The sequence below is a fragment of the Marinitoga okinawensis genome, assembly GCF_055387075.1.
This window is the reverse complement of the sequence record NZ_AP042422.1, coordinates 423,666-447,726: the sequence shown is the minus strand read 5'-3', so window position 1 is coordinate 447,726 and position 24,061 is coordinate 423,666. Positions and strand designations below refer to the sequence as shown.

At 27.4% G+C, this 24,061-nt stretch carries 32 protein-coding genes and 1 riboswitch; of the genes, 21 read left to right on the top strand and 11 right to left on the bottom strand.

Annotation, left to right across the window (positions count from 1 at the left end; translation table 11 throughout):
* On the top strand, positions 1–477 hold the full coding sequence (moaC, locus tag ACZ5CK_RS02110; protein ID WP_464582260.1) for a cyclic pyranopterin monophosphate synthase MoaC: 477 nt from the start codon (positions 1–3) through the stop codon (positions 475–477).
* Positions 474–956: a MogA/MoaB family molybdenum cofactor biosynthesis protein gene (locus tag ACZ5CK_RS02105; protein ID WP_464582259.1), complete on the top strand. Its 483-nt coding sequence runs from the start codon at positions 474–476 to the stop codon at positions 954–956. The genes moaC and ACZ5CK_RS02105 overlap by 4 nt, the downstream gene beginning before the upstream one ends.
* 24 nt (positions 957–980) lie before the next feature.
* Here ACZ5CK_RS02105 and ACZ5CK_RS02100 read toward each other — a convergent pair whose 3' ends face one another.
* The 10 genes from ACZ5CK_RS02100 to flgB all read right to left on the bottom strand — a co-directional run bounded on the left by ACZ5CK_RS02100 (position 981) and on the right by flgB (position 8,048).
* The gene (locus tag ACZ5CK_RS02100; protein ID WP_464582258.1) at positions 981–1,646 is read right to left on the bottom strand and encodes a HesA/MoeB/ThiF family protein; all 666 of its coding nucleotides are present in this window, start codon (positions 1,644–1,646) and stop codon (positions 981–983) included.
* A 1-nt stretch (position 1,647) separates the two neighbouring features.
* Entirely contained in the window at positions 1,648–1,929 is a 282-nt protein-coding gene (locus ACZ5CK_RS02095; RefSeq protein ID WP_464582257.1) for a MoaD/ThiS family protein, read from the bottom strand.
* Entirely contained in the window at positions 1,926–3,725 is a 1,800-nt protein-coding gene (locus ACZ5CK_RS02090; RefSeq protein WP_464582256.1) for an aldehyde ferredoxin oxidoreductase family protein, read from the bottom strand. Before ACZ5CK_RS02090 ends, ACZ5CK_RS02095 begins: the two co-directional genes overlap by 4 nt.
* A gap of 10 nt (positions 3,726–3,735) precedes the next feature.
* Positions 3,736–3,853, bottom strand: a riboswitch (molybdenum cofactor riboswitch).
* A 157-nt stretch (positions 3,854–4,010) separates the two neighbouring features.
* Positions 4,011–5,048, bottom strand: coding sequence for an S-methyl-5-thioribose-1-phosphate isomerase (gene mtnA / locus ACZ5CK_RS02085; protein WP_464582254.1), 1,038 nt, complete (start codon positions 5,046–5,048; stop codon positions 4,011–4,013).
* Positions 5,045–5,866 carry an Mrp/NBP35 family ATP-binding protein gene (locus ACZ5CK_RS02080; protein WP_464582253.1) on the bottom strand — a complete coding sequence of 274 codons (822 nt, stop codon included), beginning with the start codon at positions 5,864–5,866 and terminating at the stop codon, positions 5,045–5,047. Before ACZ5CK_RS02080 ends, mtnA begins: the two co-directional genes overlap by 4 nt.
* 1 nt (position 5,867) lies before the next feature.
* Positions 5,868–6,284, bottom strand: coding sequence for an OsmC family protein (locus ACZ5CK_RS02075; protein ID WP_464582252.1), 417 nt, complete (start codon positions 6,282–6,284; stop codon positions 5,868–5,870).
* A gap of 118 nt (positions 6,285–6,402) precedes the next feature.
* Positions 6,403–6,693: a cupin domain-containing protein gene (locus tag ACZ5CK_RS02070; protein ID WP_464582937.1), complete on the bottom strand. Its 291-nt coding sequence runs from the start codon at positions 6,691–6,693 to the stop codon at positions 6,403–6,405.
* 197 nt (positions 6,694–6,890) lie between these two features.
* Positions 6,891–7,199 carry a flagellar hook-basal body complex protein FliE gene (gene fliE / locus ACZ5CK_RS02065; protein ID WP_464582251.1) on the bottom strand — a complete coding sequence of 103 codons (309 nt, stop codon included), beginning with the start codon at positions 7,197–7,199 and terminating at the stop codon, positions 6,891–6,893.
* A gap of 13 nt (positions 7,200–7,212) precedes the next feature.
* Entirely contained in the window at positions 7,213–7,644 is a 432-nt protein-coding gene (gene flgC / locus ACZ5CK_RS02060; protein WP_464582250.1) for a flagellar basal body rod protein FlgC, read from the bottom strand.
* Positions 7,644–8,048 carry a flagellar basal body rod protein FlgB gene (flgB, locus tag ACZ5CK_RS02055; protein WP_464582249.1) on the bottom strand — a complete coding sequence of 135 codons (405 nt, stop codon included), beginning with the start codon at positions 8,046–8,048 and terminating at the stop codon, positions 7,644–7,646. Before flgB ends, flgC begins: the two co-directional genes overlap by 1 nt.
* Before the next feature lie 60 nt (positions 8,049–8,108).
* Between flgB and ACZ5CK_RS02050 the strand changes: the two genes are divergently transcribed.
* On the top strand, positions 8,109–9,128 hold the full coding sequence (locus ACZ5CK_RS02050) for a polysaccharide pyruvyl transferase family protein (protein WP_464582248.1): 1,020 nt from the start codon (positions 8,109–8,111) through the stop codon (positions 9,126–9,128).
* Here the strand turns inward: ACZ5CK_RS02050 and ACZ5CK_RS02045 are convergent.
* Complete coding sequence (locus ACZ5CK_RS02045; protein WP_464582247.1) at positions 9,112–10,161, bottom strand: hypothetical protein; 1,050 nt, start codon at positions 10,159–10,161, stop codon at positions 9,112–9,114. The two genes, ACZ5CK_RS02050 and ACZ5CK_RS02045, sit on opposite strands and share 17 nt — an antisense overlap.
* A gap of 299 nt (positions 10,162–10,460) precedes the next feature.
* Here ACZ5CK_RS02045 and ACZ5CK_RS02040 point away from each other — a divergent pair, with 299 nt between their 5' ends.
* The 18 genes from ACZ5CK_RS02040 to ACZ5CK_RS01955 all read left to right on the top strand — a co-directional run bounded on the left by ACZ5CK_RS02040 (position 10,461) and on the right by ACZ5CK_RS01955 (position 24,061).
* On the top strand, positions 10,461–10,721 hold the full coding sequence (locus ACZ5CK_RS02040) for a type II toxin-antitoxin system Phd/YefM family antitoxin (RefSeq protein ID WP_464582246.1): 261 nt from the start codon (positions 10,461–10,463) through the stop codon (positions 10,719–10,721).
* Between the two features lie 15 nt (positions 10,722–10,736).
* Positions 10,737–11,840, top strand: coding sequence for an ABC transporter ATP-binding protein (locus tag ACZ5CK_RS02035; protein WP_464582245.1), 1,104 nt, complete (start codon positions 10,737–10,739; stop codon positions 11,838–11,840).
* A gap of 118 nt (positions 11,841–11,958) precedes the next feature.
* Positions 11,959–12,693 carry a Nif3-like dinuclear metal center hexameric protein gene (locus ACZ5CK_RS02030; protein ID WP_464582244.1) on the top strand — a complete coding sequence of 245 codons (735 nt, stop codon included), beginning with the start codon at positions 11,959–11,961 and terminating at the stop codon, positions 12,691–12,693.
* 45 nt (positions 12,694–12,738) lie between these two features.
* A complete protein-coding gene (locus ACZ5CK_RS02025; RefSeq protein ID WP_464582243.1) occupies positions 12,739–13,443 on the top strand; it encodes a LysM peptidoglycan-binding domain-containing protein in 705 nt (234 codons plus the stop codon).
* 1 nt (position 13,444) lies between these two features.
* The gene (locus ACZ5CK_RS02020; protein ID WP_464582242.1) at positions 13,445–15,121 is read left to right on the top strand and encodes an HD-GYP domain-containing protein; all 1,677 of its coding nucleotides are present in this window, start codon (positions 13,445–13,447) and stop codon (positions 15,119–15,121) included.
* A 140-nt stretch (positions 15,122–15,261) separates the two neighbouring features.
* A complete protein-coding gene (gene rpmH, locus ACZ5CK_RS02015; RefSeq protein WP_464582241.1) occupies positions 15,262–15,396 on the top strand; it encodes a 50S ribosomal protein L34 in 135 nt (44 codons plus the stop codon).
* A gap of 1 nt (position 15,397) precedes the next feature.
* Entirely contained in the window at positions 15,398–15,748 is a 351-nt protein-coding gene (rnpA, locus tag ACZ5CK_RS02010; protein ID WP_464582240.1) for a ribonuclease P protein component, read from the top strand.
* The gene (yidD, locus tag ACZ5CK_RS02005; RefSeq protein WP_464582239.1) at positions 15,745–16,008 is read left to right on the top strand and encodes a membrane protein insertion efficiency factor YidD; all 264 of its coding nucleotides are present in this window, start codon (positions 15,745–15,747) and stop codon (positions 16,006–16,008) included. The genes rnpA and yidD overlap by 4 nt, the downstream gene beginning before the upstream one ends.
* Positions 16,005–17,348 carry a membrane protein insertase YidC gene (yidC, locus tag ACZ5CK_RS02000; protein ID WP_464582238.1) on the top strand — a complete coding sequence of 448 codons (1,344 nt, stop codon included), beginning with the start codon at positions 16,005–16,007 and terminating at the stop codon, positions 17,346–17,348. The genes yidD and yidC overlap by 4 nt, the downstream gene beginning before the upstream one ends.
* Before the next feature lie 24 nt (positions 17,349–17,372).
* Positions 17,373–18,023, top strand: a complete 651-nt coding sequence (jag, locus tag ACZ5CK_RS01995; protein WP_464582237.1) for an RNA-binding cell elongation regulator Jag/EloR — start codon at positions 17,373–17,375, stop codon at positions 18,021–18,023.
* 74 nt (positions 18,024–18,097) lie between these two features.
* Complete coding sequence (locus tag ACZ5CK_RS01990) at positions 18,098–18,562, top strand: YaaR family protein (protein ID WP_464582236.1); 465 nt, start codon at positions 18,098–18,100, stop codon at positions 18,560–18,562.
* A 14-nt stretch (positions 18,563–18,576) separates the two neighbouring features.
* Positions 18,577–18,942 carry a hypothetical protein gene (locus tag ACZ5CK_RS01985; RefSeq protein ID WP_464582235.1) on the top strand — a complete coding sequence of 122 codons (366 nt, stop codon included), beginning with the start codon at positions 18,577–18,579 and terminating at the stop codon, positions 18,940–18,942.
* Entirely contained in the window at positions 18,872–19,567 is a 696-nt protein-coding gene (locus ACZ5CK_RS01980; protein ID WP_464582234.1) for a hypothetical protein, read from the top strand. The genes ACZ5CK_RS01985 and ACZ5CK_RS01980 overlap by 71 nt, the downstream gene beginning before the upstream one ends.
* Positions 19,568–19,570: 3 nt before the next feature.
* Positions 19,571–20,404, top strand: a complete 834-nt coding sequence (locus ACZ5CK_RS01975; RefSeq protein WP_464582233.1) for a PSP1 domain-containing protein — start codon at positions 19,571–19,573, stop codon at positions 20,402–20,404.
* A gap of 1 nt (position 20,405) precedes the next feature.
* Entirely contained in the window at positions 20,406–20,630 is a 225-nt protein-coding gene (locus ACZ5CK_RS01970) for a DUF2905 domain-containing protein (protein WP_464582232.1), read from the top strand.
* A gap of 23 nt (positions 20,631–20,653) precedes the next feature.
* A complete protein-coding gene (locus tag ACZ5CK_RS01965) occupies positions 20,654–22,546 on the top strand; it encodes a transketolase (protein ID WP_464582231.1) in 1,893 nt (630 codons plus the stop codon).
* A complete protein-coding gene (gene rnc, locus ACZ5CK_RS01960) occupies positions 22,543–23,265 on the top strand; it encodes a ribonuclease III (RefSeq protein ID WP_464582230.1) in 723 nt (240 codons plus the stop codon). The genes ACZ5CK_RS01965 and rnc overlap by 4 nt, the downstream gene beginning before the upstream one ends.
* Entirely contained in the window at positions 23,255–24,061 is an 807-nt protein-coding gene (locus tag ACZ5CK_RS01955; protein ID WP_464582229.1) for a radical SAM protein, read from the top strand. Before rnc ends, ACZ5CK_RS01955 begins: the two co-directional genes overlap by 11 nt.

The window sequence follows — 24,061 nt, the reverse complement described above, 5'->3', positions numbered from 1 at the left end:
ATGGAATTCACACATTTAGATGAAAATGGAAATGTAAAAATGGTTGACGTTTCTAAAAAAGATATTACTTTAAGAATTGCAAAAGCTCATGGAAAAATAAAAATGAAAAAAGAAACCCTTAATGCTATTGTTTCAGGAAAAATTATAAAAGGTAATGTATTAACCACTGCTAAAATTGCTGGTATTATGGGTGCAAAAAAAACATCTGAACTTATCCCAATGTGCCATAATATTTTTATTTCAAAAATAGATATTGATTTTAAAATAAATGAAGATAATATAGAAATTTTTTCAATGGCAAAAACAGAATCAAAAACCGGTATAGAAATGGAAGCCTTAACAGCTGTAAATATTGCGGCATTAACAATATACGATATGTGTAAAGCTATAGATAGAGGAATGGAAATTACTGAAATATATCTTCTTGAAAAATCAGGCGGTAAAAGCGGCCATTTTAAAAGAGGTGATAATCAATGAAGTATTTTGTATTAACATTAAGCGATAAAGGATCAAAAGGCGAAAGAGAAGATTTAAGTGGTAAAGTTATACAGGAAATTATGACTACTATTAACGGTGAATTAGCAGGATATAAAATATTACCTGATGAAAAAGATTTAATCGTAAACGAATTAAAGGATTTAGTAAAAAAGGATATAGATATTATATTAACCACTGGCGGAACAGGATTAACACCAAGAGATGTTACACCAGAAGCAACATTAGAAGTTATAGAAAGAAGAATATATGGAATGGAAATAGCTATGATTATTGAAGCTTTAAAACATACTCCTCACGGAATGCTATCAAGAGCTGTTGTTGGTGTTGCAAATAACACATTAATTGTAAATCTTCCTGGAAGTCCAAGAGCAGTAAAAGAAAATCTTAATGTATTATTGCCAGCTATTCCACATGCCATCGAAAAAATTAAAAATTTAGGTGGAGATTGTGCAAGATAGATAATAGGTGATGACAATCACCTATTATTTTAATTCTATAATATCAAAACTATTAAAATAAAGATCTACAATTAATAATTTATTTATCAGTGCATTATCGTAATCACCACAGATCAGCTTCATTGCTTCACTCACTTGAATTGAAGCAATAACAGAAACTGCATAAGGTGTAACATATTTTATTTCATCTGTGTCTTTTACATCACCTAAAATATCTCTCAATGTCTTTGTTTTACCAGGGATAATATCAGTCACCTGTCCATAAAACCTCTCTACCCCACCATGAATCAGAGGAATATTTTTTTCGTGTATTTTTCTATCTAAAATTTTCCTACTTCCAAAATTATCCAAACAATCTATAATGATATCAACATTTGGCAACTTTGTACTTTCTGTTATTCTTTCATTATGAATATGAACTTCAACATCAGGATTTATTTCTTGCAATTTTTCTTTAGCTACAAAAACCTTTTCTTTCCCTAAATCTTCAGGGGTATATAATATTTGTCTATTTAGATCAGGCATATCTAATATTCCATCATCATATATATAAATTTCACCCACTCCCAATCTTACAAGATGTTCTAAAGCATTGCTGCCTAATCCTCCTGCACCAGCAACTAATATCTTAGAATTCCTGATTTTTTCAAATTCCTTATATAAATTCATATGTCTTGTGTATTTTTCCATATTATCCACCACCTGCTGGAGGAAAGATAGATATTATACCTTCTTCTATTTTTGTTTCTAAACCATTTAAATGAATAATATTTTTCCCATTTATTAATATCATAGTTCCAACTCGTATCTTTCCATTTTCTAAAAGATAGTCTCTTATTTTTACATCATTAAATTTATTAACTAAATAGTCTATCAACTCTTTTACGGTTATTGGATTTTTAAATTCAATATTAACTGAAGCTACCCCGAGATATAATCTCAGGGTAGCAAAAAATTTTACTTCTATTTTCATAAAATATTTAACTCCTTAAGTTTTTCTTCTGTAGGAATACCCTCTTTACTCCACCCTCTTACTTCATAATATTTTGGTAATAATACATCAAGATGAACTACTTGACCTTTATTTGGGCCTTCTTTAACTGGTTCTTCCAATAATCTCTTTGGTAATGTATCTTGCGATGGATCTATTCCTGCTTCTAAATTAAACTTTCTTTCTAAATTCCAAATTCTTTCACCAATTTTTAATGTTTCTTCGGAAGATAAATTCCAACCTAATGCTGCATTAATAAGATCTTTATAATCATCTAAACCTAATGCGAATGATGTAAATAAACATAAACCTGCAGAATCAATAACAGCTGTTAAATCTTGGAATGTTTTTACCCATTCTGCTTTACCTTCCAAAGCTTGAGGATCTATTTTTTCTGGAGCACCTAAAATTTCTGGAGAAATCATATATCCTCTAACATGACATCCACCTCTATTACTTGTTGCATATTCAAGACCATGACCTTGAGCGCCACGAGGATCATAAGCTGGTATTTCTTGCTTTTTAACTGTCATAGATAATTCTACATGACCATATTTTTCAGCTAATCTATATGAACCATCTGCTAATTTATCTCCAATTCCTTCTCTTAATCCTATTAATTTTGTATAATATACAATAGCTTCTGAACTACCAAATTTTAATTCAGGGCCATTTCCTATCTCTTCTTTCTTTAAAATCCCTTTTTCATACATTTCCATTGCTGCAGCAATTGTAGAACCTGTAGAAATAGTATCAAGACCATATTTATTACATAAATGGTTAGCTTCTACTATAGCTATTAAATCTGATACTCCACAATCTGCGCCAAATGCCCAACCTGTTTCATATTCTGGTCCTTCTGTTTCTATACCATTAGGTAAAGTTACTCTTCTTCCACAAGCTATAGGACAACCGAAACATGGCATATTCTTTACCAAATATCCTTTTTCTACCAATGCTTCTCCTGAAACTTCATCGGTTAATTCAAATACAGAATCTTGGAAATTTTTTGTTGGATATAATCCATTTTGATTAATAATATTATCTAAAACCTTAGTTCCTAATTTAGGTAATCCTTCACCTGTAATTCCATTTTCTTTTAATTTCTTTATTTTTTCTTTTACTGTTTCCATAAATTTAGCTGGATCTTTTACTTGAGGTCTTTTAGAACCTCTTACAACTACAGCTTTTAGGTTTTTACTACCCATTACTGCCCCAACACCTGTTCTTCCTGCAGCTCTATGTTTATCATTCATAATAGCTGCCATTAATGAGAGCTTTTCCCCCGCAGGTCCTATACAAGCAACTCTTGCTTTGGGATCACCAAATTCCTCTAATAACATATCTGTGGTTTCAAAAACATCCTTTCCCCATAAATGAGATGCATCCTTCAATTCAACATGATCATCCTTTATTGATAAATATACTGGTTTATCGGCCTTTCCTTCGAAAATAACGATATCATACCCTGCAAACTTCAATTCAGCTCCAAAATAACCTCCTGAATTACTTGAAGCTATAGTTCCAGTCAATGGACCTTTTGTTACAACCATATACCTTCCACCAGTAGGAGCTGCTGTCCCTGATAAAGGTCCTGTTGCCATAAATAGCTTATTCTCTGGAGAAAATGGATCTACTTTAGGACCAACCTCATCATAAAACATTTTTGTTGCAAGACCTCTACCACCTAAATAAAGCTCTGCATCTTTAGGTAACTCTTCTACCTTAATACTTTTTTCTGTAAGATTTACTCTTAATACCTTTCCGTTAAACGACACTTTTTACCCCTCCTTATAATTTTTCCTTCCTTTCCAAACACGGGAGGCATAACCGTTTCCAGTTATACCCATTGGCCTTTTACCTTGGCATAAGCTTTAGGTAAAAAGGCTCGGAAGGGGTAATGTATTCACTTTAATTTTATCACATTTTCACATGAAATTCAACATATTATATTGATATTTGAATTTTATAAATATTTATTGCACCATTAAATTACATTAAAATTAATGATATATAAAAAGCACGAGAGCAAATATCCTCTCGTGCTTTTTATAATTATAATATTATTTTTCAAATAATTTTTTTAGATTTTCTGAATATGGTGGCCTTACTACACCTTTTTCTGTAATAATTGCCGTTACCAATTCGTTTGGGGTTACATCAAATGCTGGATTATATACTTTTATTTCTTCTGGAACCATTTTTGATTTATGACAATATCTAACTTCTTTATGTGATCTTTCTTCAATCGGGATTTCATTTCCAGTAGGTGTGTTTAAATCTATTGTTGATAATGGCGCTGCAACATAAAAAGGAATTCCATGCTCTTTTGCCAATAATGCTACAGAATAGGTGCCTATTTTATTAGCAACATCACCATTTGCAGCAATTCTATCTGCACCAACTACTACAGCATTTATTTTTCCTTGTTTCATTACCCAACCAGCCATATTATCTGAAATCAACGTAACATCAAAACCATCTTTATACAATTCCCAAACTGTGAGTCTTGCTCCTTGTAAATATGGTCTTGTTTCATCTGCATACACTTTTATGTCCTTACCTAATTCTCTTGCTCCTCTTATAACTCCTAATGCAGTTCCATAATCTACTGTCGCTAAAGCACCTGCATTGCAATGAGTTAGCACTGTATCTCCATCATTTAATAATTCGCCGCCAAATCTCCCCATTGCCTTGTTTGCTTCAATATCTTCATATGCTATATCTAAAGCTTCTTTTTCGATTAATTCTATTAAATTTTCTTCATTTTTTATTTCATTTAACCTTTTCTCCATCCTGTCTAATGCCCAGAAAAGATTTACTGCTGTTGGTCTTGTATTTGCTAATGTTTCCTTAACTTCTTTCATTTTTTCATCAAAATTTTCTGTGTTTATAAATTCTTTTACGCCTAAAACATATCCGAAAGCTGCTGATGCACCAATAGCTGGAGCACCTCTAACTATCATGTCTTTTATAGCAACTGCAACTTCCTTATAATTTTTACATTCTACATATGTTTCTTCTAAAGGTAAGTATCTTTGATCAACTAAAACAAGAGAGTTTCCTGTCCATTCCATTGTTATAGTCTTTAACTTGCTCATTCTTTATCATCCTTTTCAACTTCATTAATAACTCTTTTTGCTAATTGAACATATGGAGCTACATGTTCTGGTTTTCCAAAATACGCTGCAGGTTTTCCTGAATCCATATTAGTTCTAATTTCTTCACTAATTGGTATTTCTGCCAAAATTGGTAATTCATATTTTTCTGCTAATGATTTTGCTCCATTTTTACCAAAAATATAATGCTTCGTATGACAATTTGGACATTCAAAATATGCCATATTTTCAACTAATCCCAATACTTTTTTATTCATAACTTTAAAAAAGTTGATTGCTCTTTCTACATCATCTTTTGAAACTTCAGAAGGTGTTGTAACAATTACTGCGCCGTCAAATCTTTTTAACATTTGCATTACTGTTAATGGTTCATCTCCTGTACCCGGAGGTGCATCTATAACCATATAATCTAAATCTCCCCATTCAATTTCATTAAAGAATTGCTTAATTGTCCCCGTTTTTATTGGGCCTCTCCAAACTATAGGTTTTCCACTTTCTGGTACAAATTGTGACACGGAAATTACCTTTATACCATTCACTTCTGGTGGAACTATTTTTTCGCCAACCTGATATGGATGGTCTTTTTCTGTACCCCCTAACATTCTCATAACATTAGGGCCATGCATATCAATATCCATTAATCCAACCTTTCTTCCTTCTAATGATAAAGCAACTGCTAAATTTACTGCTATTGTAGATTTTCCAACTCCACCTTTACCACTCATTACCATTATGATGTGTTTAATGTTTTTTAATTCATCTTGATTGGGTAAATTAAATTGAACTTTCTTATCAGCCATATTATTCCTCCTCAACTATAATTTCGTATGTAACTTCTGCCATCCCTTTTACTGTTGCAGAAGCAGAACAGTATTTTTCTTGAGATAATTTTACTGCTCTTTCTAACTTTTCCATTGGTAAATCTTTACCTTTAAATATATATTTCACATTTATTTTTTTAAAATATCTTGGATGTTCTTCATTTCGTTCTGTTTCTAATTTTACTCTCAAATCTTTATATTCTACTTTCATTTTCTTTAAAATCATTGCAACATCTATTCCTGTACAACCTCCTATACCCAATAGAAATAATTCTAATGCACGAGGACCACTATTTGCCCCTCCAACTTCTGGTGAAGCATCAATTATTACCTCATGTCCTGAAGGTGTCTTAGAAACAAATTGCATTCCTAAAGTATTTTTTAATTCTATTTCCATCTTTTTGCCTCCTTGTCTTCAATTATGATATATTATGTCATATTAATTATAACTCTATACTTATAATAATGTATAACAGAATTTTAACAATAAAATAAAGGACCCATAGATTTGGGTCCTAAATTTCAATTCCAAAATTATAATATTTTTTTATGTCTTCTTCTATTTCCCATTTACAACTTAACCCTTTTTTAAATTTTACTAAGTCACCTTTTTTTATTTTATATTCTCCATTTTTGGTATGAACAGTTACTTTTCCTTCTAATATATAACATACTTCTGTATCATCATAATACCAATCAAATTCTGACGCTTCTTTTTCCCAGATAGACCATTTTTCAACATCCAGTTTTTTTAATAGATCTTCGGATGGATCTTCTATTATTTTAACTTCTGGTTCATTATCCAAAAAAGCGTTAACTGGATCTCTTAAGCCTGATTCTGCACTTAATATTGTTTCGCCTAATAATTGCATATATTCTTCAATATCTTTTTTATCAAAATTGTCATATAAAAACAATTCCAGATCTTCAAAGTTTGCATCTGGATTTCTTTCAAAAAAATCTTCTACCGCTTTAATTATTTTTTCCATGCTCTTACCTCACTTTAAATTTGCATTCTCATAATTTCTTTATACGCAGAAACTATCTTGTTTGTAACTTCTGTTGTTAATTTTAATGATAATGAGGCTTTTTCTGCAGAAATAATAACGTTATGAATGTTATCAATTTTTCCTGCTGCATAATCAGCACTCATCTGTTGAGAAATCTTTTGGGTTTTATTTACATCATCAAGCGCGTTCCTTAAAATATCCGCAAAATTAAGGTTCTTTGATGATGTTTTATTATTCTTTTGCGTCCTTGCTATATTATTAATTCCATTTATTCCTGATACTCCTGGTATTTTTTCTATCACCTAATTACACCTCCTATGCTCCACGACCTATAGATAAGGCAGAATTAAACATCGTTTTCGCTGAATTAACTGATGCGACATTAGCTTCATATGCTCTTTGTGCAGTTATTAAATCGACCATTTCTCTTAAAGGATTAACATTTGGATATTTCACATAACCATTTTTGTCTGCATCTGGATGAGAAGGATCATAAACTAATCTAAATGGACTTTTATCCTCTTCAAGTTTATCCACTTTTACTCCAGCAATTTCTTTATCCTCATTTGAGTATTGTTTATTCAAAACTTCTTTAAATGTAACTACCTTTCTTCTATATGGTCCACCATTTTCCGTTCTTGTTGTATTAGCATTTGCAAGGTTATTAGATATAACTTCTGATCTAAATCTTTCTGCTGTCATACCACTAGCAGCTATATCCATTATCTTAAAAGCACTTAAATTCATTATCTAATTCCTCCTATTACTGTTTTATAATCTGATAATCTATAGTTAATTAATCTTGTCAAAGCATTATATTGTAATGTATTTTCCATCATTTTCACCATTTCAACGTCAATATCAACATTATTTCCATCTTCTCTTGCTGACCTGGAATTATCATCAACCACTTTATAATTAATTTCATTAATTGAAGGGATATTTTTTAAATGTTTTTCATTATCTGTTTTTAACTTTATTTCATCAGAATCTCCTAAAGCTTTTTTTAATATATCTTCAAAAACTACATCTTTTCTTTTATAACCAGGTGTGTTATAATTAGCTATATTATGTGAATAAATTTTTTGCCTTGCTTCAATAGCATCTAATGCTTTTGGTATAATATTCATTGTAAGATCTTTAGCAAACATATAACCGCCTCCTGATTAATAATTCTACGTAAAGGATAAAAAACCTAAGGAGATGATGCGATGAAAAAAATTTTTCTTGTTGGATACTATGGAAAAAATAACCTTGGCGATGAAATGCTTTTTGAATCGATATTAAAAATATTTGAAGATCTGAATTTTAATGGAAAATTATATATTCTTTCGGATAAAATTAATATCAATAAACATTATGATTTTAAAATTTTTAATATTGAAAAATTTGATTTTCTGAATTTAATCAATACAATTAAAAATATTGATGTATTAATATTTGGTGGTGGAAATCTCCTACAAAGTGAGACTTCTTTAAGAAGTTTCTTGTATTATGATTTTTTAATAAAAATAGCAAAGCACTATAAAAAGGATATTATTTTTCTTTCACAAGGATTTGGGCATTTTAAACATAAATTTGCAACAAAAGAATTAACAAAAATTCTAAAGTATAAGAATTTATATGGAATATTAAGAGATAAATCAAGTTATATTTTTTCAAAAAGATTTTCTAAAAATTTGGAACTTGGTGTTGATATCGGTATGTTAAAATATAATGATTATTCCTTTAAAAAAGATTCTCAAAAAGGCCATATTTCTATTATCATGAAATATAAAAAAGATTGGGAAAAAGTTATATATTTGTTAAAACAAATAAACATAAAGAGAATAACTCCAATAATATTTAATAAGTCTCAAGATTCTATTATAGCATATGAATTTTATGAAAATCATAAAAATGAGATAAATATATCATTTCCAATAACAGATGAACGAAATATTATTGATGAAATACTTAAATCCGAATTTGTAATTTCTGATAGATTACATGGCGGACTATTATCTCTCTATTTAGGAGTTCCAGTCATAATGTATAAAAATCAAAAAAATTATAGGGTTTTTAAAACTATTGATAAAAACTATAATTTATTTTATAACACAGAAGCTGATCTAATTGATCCATTATCTAATATATATAATTATAACTTTATTTCAGTTGAAATAAAGTTCAGAAAACAATTAGCGGAAACTTATATTAACTCAAAAAATTTAATTAAAATCTTCTTATAATATCTAATACTTTTCCGTCTGTACATAAAACCAGTATAATATTATCTGTTGGAACCTCTACATCAATCGGATAACCATCTAGATTTAATTTTTCATATACCTTGAAATTTTTATCAATTACAAAAAATTCTCCTGTTATATGTGAAATTGCAAATAAAAAATCGTTTGAACTATTATAATCAAAATCAGTGATTGGTATATCTTTAAGAATAACTTTAGTGGTCTTATCTTTAAAAGAATAAATGTATATACCTCCAAAAAGAGAATTACCTATAATATGGTCATTAAAAATCCCTATATTAAGTAATTTTTTACCAAATTGTGCTATTTTCTTTTGATAATTATCCCAAAATTCATAAATTCCTCCATCAAAATATTCTCCTAAATAATATTTATCTTTATATTTCTCTATATCTATAGGAAATAATATTCTTTTTAAATTCATAATAAATTTTTCATCACTATATCTAAACAACAACTTATAAGTATTAAGAATATTATCTTTTTCATTTTCATACATAGGTACCAAAACATCATTATTATTTACTGATATAAATGGGGCTTTCACAGGGAATTCATAAAATTTTTCTATCTTTAATGTTTTAAAATTCACTACATACATTCCAAAAGGATCTGTTGTTGTAATAAAAAAACGAGACTTTAAGATTTTCATATTTATCGGTTTTGCCTTTAATTTTAATTTTCTACTTAAACTTCCCCATTTATTAATAACCTTTAATGAAGGGTCCCCATTATCTATTACATATAAATAATTGTTTATATAATACCCTACCATAGGCCTTGAAATAATGCCGTTATCAACATATAACACATTATCCCCATTTACATAGTCAATTACATTCACTGTACCACTATAATTACATATTGTTGCATAATTACCATAAATGTCAATATGAAATGTTCTTTCTCCAACTGGAATTCTATCTACTACTTGAAATGTATCCGGAGAAGAAAAAACTATCAAAGATATTATTATGAATAGAGATATAAATAAATATTTGTTTATTGTCATATTTACCTCCAGACTTTTTATATTAATTTATTATACTTTATTATACATCAAAATTTTTAAATAACAAAGACCTTATATTATACTTAATATTATAACAATTATTTAAATACTAATTTCTAATACTCATTTATTTTCTATCTCATAACGTCATTTGAAACTTTAAATAATACAATTCCTTTAAAAAAATGAGTATTTGATTCTTTATCAATTATAATATTCTGTAATGTATTCTTATTGTATTTAAACAAATTTTTTTATTATATTAAATATGACTATAATTATAGTCAAGGAGGAATAACATGGATATTGAAAATTTAAAGTTTTATAGTATAGCTGAAGCTAAAGCCAAATTTTCTCAAGCAACAGAAGAATCTAAAAACAAATTCATTGTTTTAACTAAAAATGGAAAACCTGAATTTGTTTTGATTGGTTTTGACAAATTTAAAAAATTAATGAATTTTATCGATGAAATTAGGGATTTGTATTTAATGGAAATAGGTGATCCCTCTAAATATAATGAAATTAAAGATATATTTAAAGAAATTGAAAATTTAGATTAATTCGGAGGTGTAATTATGGCACAAGTTGTATTGGAAAATATTGATAAGATTTATCCTAATGGATTTCATGCTGTAAAAAGTGCAAGTTTTACTATTGAAGACAAAGAATTTTGTGTTTTATTAGGTCCTTCTGGTTGTGGTAAAACTACAACATTGAGAATGATTGCTGGTTTAGAAGAAATTACTAAAGGTAGATTACTTATTGATGGAAAGGTTGTTAATGATGTAGAACCTAAAGATAGAGACATAGCATTCGTTTTCCAAAACTATGCTCTTTACCCACATATGACTGTATATGACAATATGGCTTTTGGTTTAAAATTAAGAAAATTCCCTAAAGAAGAAATTGATCAAAGAGTTAAAAATGCAGCACAAATTTTAGACATTGCTCATTTATTAGACAGAAAACCAAAACAATTATCAGGTGGTCAAAGACAAAGGGTTGCTGTTGGTAGGGCTATTGTTAGGGATCCTAAGGTTTTCTTATTTGATGAACCATTATCAAACTTAGATGCTAAATTAAGGGTTCAAATGAGATCCGAATTAAAAAAATTACATCATAGATTAAATGCTACAATTGTTTATGTTACTCATGACCAAGTTGAAGCTATGACAATGGCTGATAAAATAGTTATTATGAAAGATGGAGTTATTCAACAAATTGGAACTCCACATGAAGTTTATTTTAAACCAACAAATAAATTTGTTGCAGGATTTATTGGAACTCCTCCTATGAATTTCTTAGAAGCTAAAATTGCTAAAGAGAATGGGGAATTATGGGTAGTAGCAAATGAATTAAAAGTAAAAGTTCCAAATCAATTTAATGAAAAATTAGAATCATATGTAGATAAAGATATTGTTTTTGGTATAAGGCCAGAAAATATTCATGATAAATCTATATATAAAGGAGAACATACAAATGACGTTGTTAAAGGAAAAGTTGATGTTGCAGAACCTTTAGGAAGTGAAACATTATTACACGTTACAGTAGGTGGCCAATATATGGTTGCAAAAGTAGATCCAACAACTACAGCAAAGGAAAATAGTGAAGTAGAACTTATTTTAGAAATGGAAACAATGCACGTATTTGATAAAGAAAACGAATTAGCAATTATATAATCTTGTAATATAAACTCCCCTGTAAGGGGAGTTTTTTATTGATTACTTCAATTGAAAGTTTGAGTTCTTTTTATGAAATTCTTTTTTGTGCTATAATATCAAGGATGGAGGTGAAATAATGGCTAATATTTTTGAAATTGAAACATTTTTAAATGATCTACTTGAAATTAATAAATTCAATGATTTTTGTTTTAATGGTATTCAAATAGAAGGAAATCCCGAAGTCAAAAAAATTGCTGTTGGAGTTTCTTTTAATAAAGATTTTCTTGATAAAGCAATAAATATTAATGCTGATATGATGTTAGTACATCATGGTATTTTCGGAAAAGATTTTTTCAAAATAAGGGGATATTTTAAAAAAAGAATAGAAAATGTAATAAAAAAAGATATGACGTTAATGGGGTATCATCTACCTTTAGATGCTCATTTAGAATATGGAAATAATGCTCAAATAGCAAAAAAATTAGAATTGTTTTCTTATGAATCTTTTGATGTTGGAATTATTGGAGAATTTGACAATGAAATTCCTTTTGATAATTTTAAAATGAAGTTAGAAAAAGTTTTTAATAGAAAAGATTTGTTTATTTATCAAAATAATGATTACGTAAAAAAAATAGCCATAATATCTGGTGGTGCTTCTTATGCTTTAGAATCTTTAGAGGGGAAAGTTGATACTTATATTACTGGTGAAGTTAAAGAACACATTAGAGATATAGCGAAAGAAATGCATATTTCTTATATAAATGCTGGACATTATTCGACAGAAACTTTTGGGGTAAAAGCTATTGCAAAAATACTTGAAGAAAAATTCGATTTGGAAACTATTTTTATTGATATATATAATGAAATTTAAAAATTTTATGATATAATTATCCTTGAAAATACTGGAGGGATTAAATTGAAAAAATTTATAATAATTTTTTATATAATATTATCCTTATCTTTTTTTGCAACAAATTTTTCTCAAAGTAATATTGGATATTACGAAATACCCGCTTATAAATCTTTTTTAGATTTTGATATTAATAATGATTTATTTGATAAAAATATGCCTTTTCTTTTGGCAAATTTATCCTATAATGATAAAGAATATTATTTACCATATACAAAATATCTATATAGAAACAATGAAATTTTTGTAATAGGTTTAATCGAAAGAAATAACGATTATAATAAAAATAAGTTTAAAGTTTTTAGCACGAACAATATCATAAAAAAATATTCAAGTGAAATACAAAATGCAAATATATCTATTCTGATATTGTATCAAAATGTTTCTGTTCATGGAGAAAAAGTTTCTCAAGATTCTACAAATTTAAATTTAAATAATTTTTCTATCGTTATTAAGGATACTTACCCACGAGAAATTTATTCCTTGGATAATTCTGTTTTTGAAAAATATTTTAAAGAAGATAGAAAAGAGGATAATTATATATATTATAAAGTTAAATCAGGTGATACTTTATATGGAATTTCGAGAATGTTTGGAGTATCTATTGATTATTTATTAAAAATCAATAATATAAAATCTCCAGAATTATTAAAAAACGATATGTATATTATAATTGGAACTTCAAACAATTTTAAACTAGTAGGTGAATAATATGAGCAATTATATAGAAACCTTTAATTCAATTATTCCAAATATTCCGCTTGATGATTTTAGATTGATATTAGGGGTAAAGATTTCCGATAATTTATACAAAACTATTATATACTATGATTCAACAAATATGAATATTGATTATTCAATGAACGGAATGTATTTCTCTGTAGAAGATAAATTTCATATAAATAATTTTGATACTGTACTATATGATGAATCAATTAATAAACATTTTTTTGAAAATAAAGAAGATGATTATTTTGCTATAGGACAAAATATTATATTTAGAGATGAAACTGTTGGATTTATATATGTTTTTATGAAAAAGAATACAAAATATGATGATGTTAAAAGTCTAAGAGAGCTGTTTTATGATCAATTAAAAAATTTTCTAATTCTTATTCTTGATGTAAAAGATAGTGCTTATAAAGACTATTTTATTGAACAAACTATCAGCACTTTGTTTTATTTATTAAAAGCTCATGATGCTTATACTTATTATCATTCTTTAAGAATAGCTGACTTATCAGTTTTGTTGGCAGAAAATTTAAACTTGGATCAAACAAAAATAGAAAAAGTTTATTATTCTGCTTTAATACATGATTTGGGCGAAATGTGGATATCAAAAGATATTTTGCAAAAACCTGATAAATTATCTCCTCTAGAAACAGAAGAAGTTAAACAACATACTAAAAAATTAGAATTATTATTTGCAGGAAATGATTTTTTTTCTGAATTTGTTGAAATTGCAAAATATCACCATGAGTATTTAGACGGATCTGGTTATTACGGCAAAAAAAATTATGATATTTCCATTTTATCTAGAATATTAACAGTTGCAGAAGTTACTGATGCTTTACTTTCAAATAGACCATGGAGAAAAGCTTTAAATATAGAAGATGCTCCAAAAGTTTTATTAAAAATGGTTCAAGATGGAAAACTAGATAAAACAGTTGTTGAGACAGTTATAAAAATAATACCAGAATTTTATGGTGGAATTATCCAACCATCGCTATTTAGGCACAGCAATGCTTATGCTATCTTTAATATAGACAATGAAAATATCTCATTAGAGGTTAAAATAATTAATTCAAGAAAAGATTTTATTAATATATTCTTACCAGAAAAAAATATCATTGTTAAAAATAAAATTATCGATTTACAAAATACATTTTTTAATTTCGGAAATTCTATACATTTAGAATATTATTTAAATAATAGTTTGATAAAAAATGATTTTACTATTGTAGGGAAAAATAAATTAGGTTATATTTTGAAAAAAAAGGAGATAAAAAAAGGAGAGAGTAGTTTTTCTATAAAATTGAGTATTACCGGAATTGGTGTTCCTTTAAAACGAGTTATTTTTGTCAACAAATATGTTTGGCGTCTTGATAATGAAAAAGCATTTAAAGCATCTATAGAAAGCATTTCCAAATCAAACATTATTTTTTATGCTTTAAAAGATAAAATTGAAAAAATAGGTGATACCAAACTTGTATTAACTTTTGATGCTATGGGTACAAAAATAAAATTATTAGGAGAAATTGTTCATAAAGAGGAGATATTCAAAGGATATTATCATTGTGATTTCAAAATAGGTGAAAATACAGAAGAAGAGATGATGAAATTACTTCAATTGATATCAATGAGAAAAGATCAATTAAAAAGACTTTAAAAATTCGGGGGAGTGCCCGAATTTTTTCTTAAAAAAAAAATAATTGTAACGTTTTATATTGACATAAAAAATATTTTAAGGGTATAATAGGTGAAGGCTATTATAAAAATAAATTATATATTTATAAAGGAGGAATTCAAATGAAAAGAACTTATCAACCTTCCAGGACAAAAAGAAGAAGAACACACGGATTCTTAGCAAGAACAAAAACTCCTGGTGGTAGAGCTGTATTAAGAAGAAGAAGATCTAAAGGAAGAAAAAGACTAGCTGTTTAATATGAAAGAAACTTTAAAGAAGAGAGAAAGAATTCATTTCAAAAAAGACTTTGATAAAGTTTTTTCTTGTGGAAAGAGACAGATAAATGATTATTTTGTTGTTGTTTACACAAAAAATAATCTTGGTTTTTCTAGAATAGGAATTACAATAAAAAGAAAATTTGGAAAAGCTCATAAAAGGAATAAATTAAAAAGATATATCAGAGAAATATATCGTAGAAATAAGAGTCTCTTTCCACAAGATTATGATATAGTTTTTTTACCACGAAAAAAATTATCAAAAGAATTCCACAATTTATCATTTGAAGATATAAAGGAAATTATTTTTAGTATATCGGAGCGTTTAAAATGAAAAAAATATTTTTGGGACTAATTAAATTTTATAAAAAGTATATTTCACCTTATAAACCTTCGAAATGTATATATTATCCAACATGTTCCACATATACATATGAAGCAATAGAGAAATTCGGCGTCTTAAAAGGCTTATATTTAGGTATATTAAGAATTTTAAGATGCAATCCGTTTCATCAAGGTGGTATTGATCCAGTCCCAGAGAAATTTGTATTTATACCATCAACAAAAAATAAACAAAGGGGTGTAAAAAATTGAAAAAGTTAATTTTAATTATAGGACTAATGGTCCTAGGGGTTTTTATTTTCTCTCAAACTCCTAATTATAATATAACCTCATCATCTACTGAAATAAAATTACAAATGAGATTATATAAAGTCTCTTTTGATAATTATGGTCATATGAAAGATTTTGAAATCCTTCAGAACAGAAGCAATACTATTTTTATTAAGATTTATAATTATTATAACGATAGTTTTGATTTATATGATGAAAATGGTAATGAGATATTGCCAACATCTTTTGATATTTCAGAAAACCATATTAATAATTTTGTAGAAATAAAATATTACTTTAAAAATGGTGGTATAAAAAGTTATAAGTTTTTTAATGGACCATATTATAATTTTGAAGTATCTTTTAAAAATTTATCCGGAAAGATTATAATACCTACTATATCTTATCCTGATACAGTTGCGACAGAAAATGAATTGTTACTTTCTTATTTAAATAAACCTATAAAATCTATATTTATTTTTGATTCAAATAAACTTAATATAGAAGATCAAAGCATTAAAATTTCTGGAGATGAAACTTTTAAAGCTTATATGGGGCCTGCTAAATTTATATTTATTAAACAAGTATTCCCAGAGAAATACGATAGAATAAAAGCTTTAGCTAAAAAAGTGGGAGCTATAAATTGGTTATGGTATATAAATTATGGTTTTGTAACCTTCTTATGGTGGTTATACAAATTTACTGGTAATTTTGGTTGGGCTATAATGATATTTACAGTTGTTATAAGAACCCTTTTATACCCACTATATCATAGGCAAACTAAATCCATGATTGAAATGAGAAAGTTACAACCAGAAATTGAAAAAATAAAGAAAAAATACAAAGATCCGCAAAAACAACAACAAGCATTAATGACTCTTTATAAAGAACACAATATAAATCCAGCTGGCGGATGTTTAACAGCATTTGTACAACTACCTATATTCTGGATATTATATGGAGCAATTAATTATTATCAAGGAACATTTGCTTATAATCCACAATTCTTAATTTGGTCTGATTTATCCCAAGGTGGGTTCAAACAAAATATTGTTCTAGTTTTATTAAGTGTAATAGCATATTTATATAACGCTTTACAGTCTGCAACAGATAGAAAGACAGCATGGAATACCTCTATAATGATGGTAATTTTCCCATTCTTATTTATAAATTTACCTACAGGTATATTTATCTATTGGGTAACAAATGCTGTTTTACAAATATTTATCACCGCATATGTAAATAAGAAAAATAATGTAAAAGGTTTGACGATAAGAGAATTTTTAGGCCTTGGTCCAAAACCTTATAAAACATCAAAATAGTCTTAATATTAGGAGGTGCTCGAAATGAATATAAAGATTCGAGAAAAACAGTTTGAAGGAAAAAGTATTGATTTAGCATTTGACGAAGCGATAAGATTTTACGATGTTTCCCCTGAAGAAATTAGCTTTGAAGTAATTCAGCAACCTAAAAAAGGTTTCTTAGGAATTGGTAATAAAAATGCTATAATTAGCGCATTCTTAAATGAAAAGTATTTAATGAATAAACTTAATGATTTTTTAAGTTCCATCTTATATCATTTTGATGGAGATTTTGATTATTCAATTAATTTTCAAGGAAAAAATATTTTAATTAGGATGGATGGAGATGGCCTCGGAAAACTAATCGGAAAGTATGGAAGAACTATTGGAGCTATGCAGCATATTTTATCGATTTTTGTAAACAGATTATCTAGCACTAAAATTGATATTAACTTAGATGTTGGCGAATATAGAAGAAAGAAAAAGGAAAGAATTTATGAAATAGTAGATAATGCTGTTAAAAGATTAAATGATGATATTGAAAAAATAGAATTAGCTCCTATGTTTTCATATGAAAGAAGAATTGTCCACGAATATGTTAGGAAACAATACCCGCATTTAGAAACTGAATCTGTTGGTTTAGAACCCTATAGAAAAGTTATTATTAAACTTACAAAATCTCATATAAAAGCTTAAAAAAGGGGATACCCCCTTTTTTCTTTTTTGTAGTATAATATAGATATATATAAGTTCTCACCGGAGGTGGGCATATGTTTATTAATCCTTTATCAGGAAATTCCCCGCAAAAATCTGATGAAAAAAAAATAAAAAAGAAAAAATCATCTAAATCACATAAAACAATCTCACATAAAAAAAAGATAGCTTTTACTGAAATTATGGAATTAAACGAAATTGAAATTATAAAAAAGGATTTAAATAAATTGCTGGAAAAAATTGAGGAATATGGTGCAGAATTCAAAAGATCACCAATAGAAAGTAATTTAAACAAATACAGAAAAAGCGTAAAGGAGTTTCTAAAAAAAATAGAAAAAAACCTCTATAAACTTAACTCAAAAATGAACTTTAAAGAAAAAAATTATTTTGTGGTTGCGGAAAAAGTTAACAATGAATTAAAAGATTTAACAGATAACTTGTTAAAAGGGGAAAGTGGTGCTTTCCTTTATGCTAAAAAGATCGATTTAATAAATGGATTACTTTTGGATTTATATAAATAAATGGGGTGGAAATATTGATAGAAAAACTTTTTAATTTCTCTGGCTCTTCTATATGTTTAGTAAATCAAGATAATTTTATTTTAGAAAAAAGTATTAGTGATATCAAAAATAAGATAAATCAAAATGATATATTGGAAATTTATCCAAAAGATGGAAATATTAAAATTATTGATATTCGTGAAATTCAGGAATTTTTATTATATAAACCTAATTTTTCAGAATATAAATTGATTATTATTCATGAAATTGATAAAATGAATATTCAGGCTGCAAATTCTATTTTAAAAACCCTCGAAGAACCTCCTGAATATGCTATTATTATTGCAACAACGACTAAATGGTATAACTTATTACCAACTATTAGAAGTAGAACTATATAAAATACTATTACCCAATCCTGATATTATTGATAGAATAAAAAAAGACTATTCAAATTATTATATTAACTTTTCCTACTCAATTAGAAATGATTATGAATGTGCCTATTATATATTAGAAAACACTGATAATTTAGAGAATGTTTTTAATACAGTAAAAAGTTTCAACTCATTGGAAAATGAAGAATTGATAAAATATTTAATGTCTCAAAATAATGAAATTGAAAATAGGATATTAAAGTATGAATCATTTTTTGAACTAATAAAAAGATTTGAAAAACTAAACTTAATGGAAATTCAAAAAATAATTGATACAATAATATCATATAAGAATACCATAGAGGATAAATTATCCATATTAAAATTTTTTTCTAATCTATTTTTAGCATTATATCATGATGCTTTTGTTTTTTTGTTATCTTCTGAATGGAAAAATTTTTTTTCGCTCAATATGGTCTATTTTTTTGGTTTTGCGAATTTCAAACTTGATTTTAAAAAAATTTATGAAAATATAAAATGGTGTGAAACTATAACTAAAAGCAATGTTTCTAATTTTAATTTCGATTTGACTATCCAAACAATGTTTCTTAGATTTATTCAGGCTTTCTTTAAAAATAAGGAGGAATAAAAAATGATTAATTTAAAAGCTTTAGTATATGGAGTAGAAATTTATAAATTATCTCCTATATTATATTATGCGGGAAATGGGGAAGATTTAAAAGTTGGAGATTTAGTTTTGATTAATACTGATATGGGATTAGATGTTGGAAAAGTCGTATTAGGACCAAAAGAATTAACTTTTGAAGAGATAGGGTACGAAGTATCTTCTATTATAAGAAAACTAAATGACGAAGATTTTAAAAAATACGAAGAAAACAAAAAGATGGCCAGAAAAGCTAAAGAAGTCACTGAAATTAAAGCTAAAGAATTAGGACTTCCTATGCGAGTATTATCAGCAAGATTTATATTCGATAGATCAAAGATAATTGTATATTTTGGTTCAGATACCAGAGTAGATTTTAGAGAACTTGTAAAAGAATTAGCTAAAGAATTTAAAGCAAGAATAGAATTAAGGCAAATAGGAATCAGAGATGAAGTAAAAATGATTGGTGCAATTGGTTTATGTGGTCAGCCTACCTGTTGCTCTAGATTTTTAAGAAAATTTGATTCTATAAAAATGGAGATGGCAAAAACACAGCAAATGCTCATTAATACCGCAAAAATTTCTGGTCGTTGTGGGCGTCTTATGTGCTGTCTAGCCTATGAAAATGAATTTTATGAATCATCATTAAAATGTATTCCTAATGAAGGATCTACAATTGATTATGAAAATGTTCCAGCTAGAGTTATAACTGTAAATGCTTTTTTAAAGCAAGTAACACTACAAATAATCGAAAATAATCAACCTGTTATGGTTAAATTACCTTTTGAGTATTTCAAAAAAAATTGCCCATTAGGTGATTAATATGCACTATATAGGTAAGTCTTTAATATCATTTGGAATTATATTAATTATTATAGGTTTAATATTTTATTTTTCCGATAAAATTCCTTTTAAATTAGGTAGACTACCTGGAGATATTTTAATTAAAAAAGAAGGAGTTACATTTTATTTCCCTTTAACAACTGCAATATTAATAAGTGCTATATTAAATATAATATTTTTGATTATAAAATATTTTATTAAGTAAATTTATTAGAAGGAGGAGTTTAAATGAAAAAATCATTAAGCGAATTAAAAGATCTAGCAAGAATATGTAGAGGCGACATTATAAAAATGACTACCGTTGCAAAATCAGGTCATCCTGGAGGTTCAATGTCCTCTATCGATATGTATTTGAGCGTATTTAACTTAGCTAATATAGACCCTGAAAACCCCTATGACCCAAAAAGGGATAGAGTTGTTATTAGTCATGGACATACATCACCAGGTGTTTATTCAGCTTTAGCAAGATTGGGTTTCTTTAATGTAGATGATTTAATTGCAGGTTTTAGACATTCTGGTTCTATTTTTGAAGGTCATATAACAAGAGGAATTCCTGGAGTAGAATGGACTACTGGTAACTTAGGGCAAGGGCTTTCAGCTGGTGTTGGTATGGCTTTAGCATCAAAAATTACTGGTGCAAATTATCATGTTTTTGTATTACATAGCGATGGAGAGTCTCCAAAAGGGCAAATTTCAGAAGCACGAAGAACTGCTAAAAAGGAAAACTTAAATAATTTAACTGTATTGGTTGATTATAATGATATACAAATTTCCGGAAGAGCTAGAGATGTTTTATATGTTGATATTGTTAAAGAATATGAATCAGTTGGTTGGAATATTATAGAGGTTGATGGACACGATTTTGAACAATTATTTAATGCTATTGAAGAAGCTAAAAATTACAAATTAGGGCCTACTGTAATTGTTGCAAAAACAATAATCGGAAAAGGCGTTTCTTTTATGGAAAATAGACATGAATACCATGGTTCTCCTTTAAAAGAAGATGCTGCAGATAAAGCATTAAAAGAATTAGGTTTAGAAAATGATATTGAAAAATATAAGGAAATGAGAAAGAAATTGCCATTATTAAGAAAAAAATTAGAATTTGAAGATAACGTTGTTGTTGCTGAAGCTGGCACGCCTATTGTTTACGGAAAAGAGGATAAAATTGATAATAGAGGAGCATTTGGAAATGCTATAGCTGATTTAGCAAAAATCAATAAGGGAAAAACTCCTATTGTAGCAGTTGATTGTGATTTAAAACCTTCTGTAAAATTAGAAAAATTTGAAAAAGTTAGTCCTGAAACTTATATTCAAATTGGTATTCAAGAACATAATGCTGCTACTATTGCAGGTGCAATGTCAGTTTGCGGTGTTGTTCCATTTTTTGCAGACTTTGGAGTATTTGGCCTTGATGAAACATTTAATCAACAAAGATTAAATGATATAAATCATACAAATTTAAAAACAGCTGTTACTCATTGTGGAATTGATATTGGTGAAGATGGAAAAACTCATCATGAAATAAATTATATTGGTATTGTAAGAAGCTTTTTCGATACTAAACTAATAGTTCCTGCTGATCCTAATCAAACTGATAAAGCTATTAGATATGCTGCTTCAACATTAGGAAATGTTGTAATTGCTATGGGAAGATCTAAAATCCCTGTAATATTAGATGAAAATGGAAATCCATACTTTGGTGAAAATTATGAGTTTGAATATGGAAAAGTTGACATTTTAAGAAAAGGCGAAAAAGTCACTATATTAACTCATGGAAGTGTAGCCTATAAAGCTGTTAAAGTTGCTGATAGATTAAAAGAAGAAGGTTTAAATATAACAGTAATTAATGTTTCTGCTCCATTAGAATTTGATGCATCTATTGTTGCTGATTACATTAACAATTCTCATGTGATTATTTATGAAGACCATAATAAATACAATGGTTTATTAGTAGAATTCTCTAAATCTGTTGTTGCAAATAAATTAAATCCATTAAGCGTTGAATCTATAGATGTTGATAATTACTCACCATCAGGAAATAATGAATCATTATTTAAAATTTTCAAATTAGATGAAGATTCATTATATGAAACAGTTAAGGAGAAAATAAATAAATGAATGAATATGAAAAGAAAATAGTTAATAAGGTAAAAAGCATAATTGATGTCCCAGATATTGACGAAGAGCTTCTTTTTGAGGCTCTTTGTCATTCTTCTTATTCTAATGATTATAAATCAAAAGGTAGAAATATTGAATCTAATGAAAGATTAGAATTTTTAGGTGATTCCGTTTTAAATTTAACTATTGCAGAACATTTATTTAAAAAATATAACTTAAACGAAGGGGATATGGCAAGAGTTAGGGCAACTGTTGGAAGCGAATTAATATTATTTGAAGCCGCTCAAAAACTGGGTCTTGGAAAGTACATTCTTTTAAGTAAAAACGAAGAACGATTTGGTGGAAGAGAAAAACATTCAATAATTTCAGATCTCTTTGAGGCAATTCTAGGGGCTATATATTTATCCTTAGGTTTTGAAAGAGCAAAAAATTTTGCATTAAAAAACCTAAACGAATATATAAATCTTTCAATTGCAGGAAAGCTATTTCTTGATTATAAAACAAGATTACAAGAATTGACTCAAAAAGATCTGAAAATACGACCAGAATATAGATTAATTAGACAAGATGGGCCTCCACATAATAGAACATTTGTTATAGATGCTATAATTAATGGAAAAAGGTATGGTCGTGGAATTGGCAAATCAAAAAAAATAGCTGAACAATTAGCAGCTAAAGAAGCTTGCGAAAATTTTAGCGGTGAGATAAATGAAAAATAAAATACACTTTGTAAAGATGAGAGATACTAAATCCATCTCTTTAACTGGAAATTATTGTTTTCTAAATTGTAAGCATTGCAATAAACATTATTTAGAAAATATGGCTACTATAAATGATATTGACAATTTATCAAATATGTCTTCATTATTATTAAGCGGTGGAATGAATAATGAAATTAAAGTTCCTGTATATCAATTTGTTGATATTTTAAAAGAATATAAAAAGAAATATAATTTTAAATACAATCTCCATACTGGATTTATGAATTATAATGAATTAAAAAAAATAAAAGATATTAGTGATGCAATTTCATTTGACCTGGTTGGTAATAAAGAAACAATGATTAATGTTTATGGTGTGGATAAATTTAATGAAATATGGAAAACATTTGATAATTTACTTGAACTAAATTTTAATGTTAAACCACATATAACCATAGGTCTCAATGGTGGAAAGCTAACTCATGAAATAGATGCAATAAACCGTTTAAAAAATTATAATATTAAAGATATTATTTTTTTAGTGTTTATTCCTACTAAAGGATCCTTTTTTGAAAAAAAATCGCCTCCTTCTATAAATGAAGTTGTTGATATATTTGAATATGCGAAAAATATTTTTAATAACATATCCTTGACATTAGGTTGTATGCATCCAAAAGGAAAATACAGAAAAGATTTGCAAGCGAAATTATTAGGTATTGCTGATAAAATTGTGCAACCTGTACAAAACACTATAGATTTAGCAAATAAAATGAATTTTAAAGTAACTTGGAGTTATGAATGTTGTGTATTTTAA

Coding starts and splice junctions, on each gene's coding strand:
- moaC (WP_464582260.1), top strand. CDS start 1: ATGGAATTCACACATTTAGATGAAAATGGAAATGTAAAAATGGTTGAC.
- ACZ5CK_RS02105 (WP_464582259.1), top strand. CDS start 474: ATGAAGTATTTTGTATTAACATTAAGCGATAAAGGATCAAAAGGCGAA.
- ACZ5CK_RS02100 (WP_464582258.1), bottom strand. CDS start 1,646: ATGGAAAAATACACAAGACATATGAATTTATATAAGGAATTTGAAAAA.
- ACZ5CK_RS02095 (WP_464582257.1), bottom strand. CDS start 1,929: ATGAAAATAGAAGTAAAATTTTTTGCTACCCTGAGATTATATCTCGGG.
- mtnA (WP_464582254.1), bottom strand. CDS start 5,048: ATGAGCAAGTTAAAGACTATAACAATGGAATGGACAGGAAACTCTCTT.
- ACZ5CK_RS02080 (WP_464582253.1), bottom strand. CDS start 5,866: ATGGCTGATAAGAAAGTTCAATTTAATTTACCCAATCAAGATGAATTA.
- ACZ5CK_RS02075 (WP_464582252.1), bottom strand. CDS start 6,284: ATGGAAATAGAATTAAAAAATACTTTAGGAATGCAATTTGTTTCTAAG.
- flgC (WP_464582250.1), bottom strand. CDS start 7,644: ATGAATTTAAGTGCTTTTAAGATAATGGATATAGCTGCTAGTGGTATG.
- flgB (WP_464582249.1), bottom strand. CDS start 8,048: ATGTTTGCTAAAGATCTTACAATGAATATTATACCAAAAGCATTAGAT.
- ACZ5CK_RS02050 (WP_464582248.1), top strand. CDS start 8,109: ATGAAAAAAATTTTTCTTGTTGGATACTATGGAAAAAATAACCTTGGC.
- ACZ5CK_RS02045 (WP_464582247.1), bottom strand. CDS start 10,161: ATGACAATAAACAAATATTTATTTATATCTCTATTCATAATAATATCT.
- ACZ5CK_RS02040 (WP_464582246.1), top strand. CDS start 10,461: ATGGATATTGAAAATTTAAAGTTTTATAGTATAGCTGAAGCTAAAGCC.
- ACZ5CK_RS02035 (WP_464582245.1), top strand. CDS start 10,737: ATGGCACAAGTTGTATTGGAAAATATTGATAAGATTTATCCTAATGGA.
- ACZ5CK_RS02030 (WP_464582244.1), top strand. CDS start 11,959: ATGGCTAATATTTTTGAAATTGAAACATTTTTAAATGATCTACTTGAA.
- ACZ5CK_RS02020 (WP_464582242.1), top strand. CDS start 13,445: ATGAGCAATTATATAGAAACCTTTAATTCAATTATTCCAAATATTCCG.
- rpmH (WP_464582241.1), top strand. CDS start 15,262: ATGAAAAGAACTTATCAACCTTCCAGGACAAAAAGAAGAAGAACACAC.
- rnpA (WP_464582240.1), top strand. CDS start 15,398: ATGAAAGAAACTTTAAAGAAGAGAGAAAGAATTCATTTCAAAAAAGAC.
- yidD (WP_464582239.1), top strand. CDS start 15,745: ATGAAAAAAATATTTTTGGGACTAATTAAATTTTATAAAAAGTATATT.
- jag (WP_464582237.1), top strand. CDS start 17,373: ATGAATATAAAGATTCGAGAAAAACAGTTTGAAGGAAAAAGTATTGAT.
- ACZ5CK_RS01990 (WP_464582236.1), top strand. CDS start 18,098: ATGTTTATTAATCCTTTATCAGGAAATTCCCCGCAAAAATCTGATGAA.
- ACZ5CK_RS01980 (WP_464582234.1), top strand. CDS start 18,872: ATGCTATTATTATTGCAACAACGACTAAATGGTATAACTTATTACCAA.
- ACZ5CK_RS01975 (WP_464582233.1), top strand. CDS start 19,571: ATGATTAATTTAAAAGCTTTAGTATATGGAGTAGAAATTTATAAATTA.
- ACZ5CK_RS01970 (WP_464582232.1), top strand. CDS start 20,406: ATGCACTATATAGGTAAGTCTTTAATATCATTTGGAATTATATTAATT.
- ACZ5CK_RS01965 (WP_464582231.1), top strand. CDS start 20,654: ATGAAAAAATCATTAAGCGAATTAAAAGATCTAGCAAGAATATGTAGA.
- rnc (WP_464582230.1), top strand. CDS start 22,543: ATGAATGAATATGAAAAGAAAATAGTTAATAAGGTAAAAAGCATAATT.
- ACZ5CK_RS01955 (WP_464582229.1), top strand. CDS start 23,255: ATGAAAAATAAAATACACTTTGTAAAGATGAGAGATACTAAATCCATC.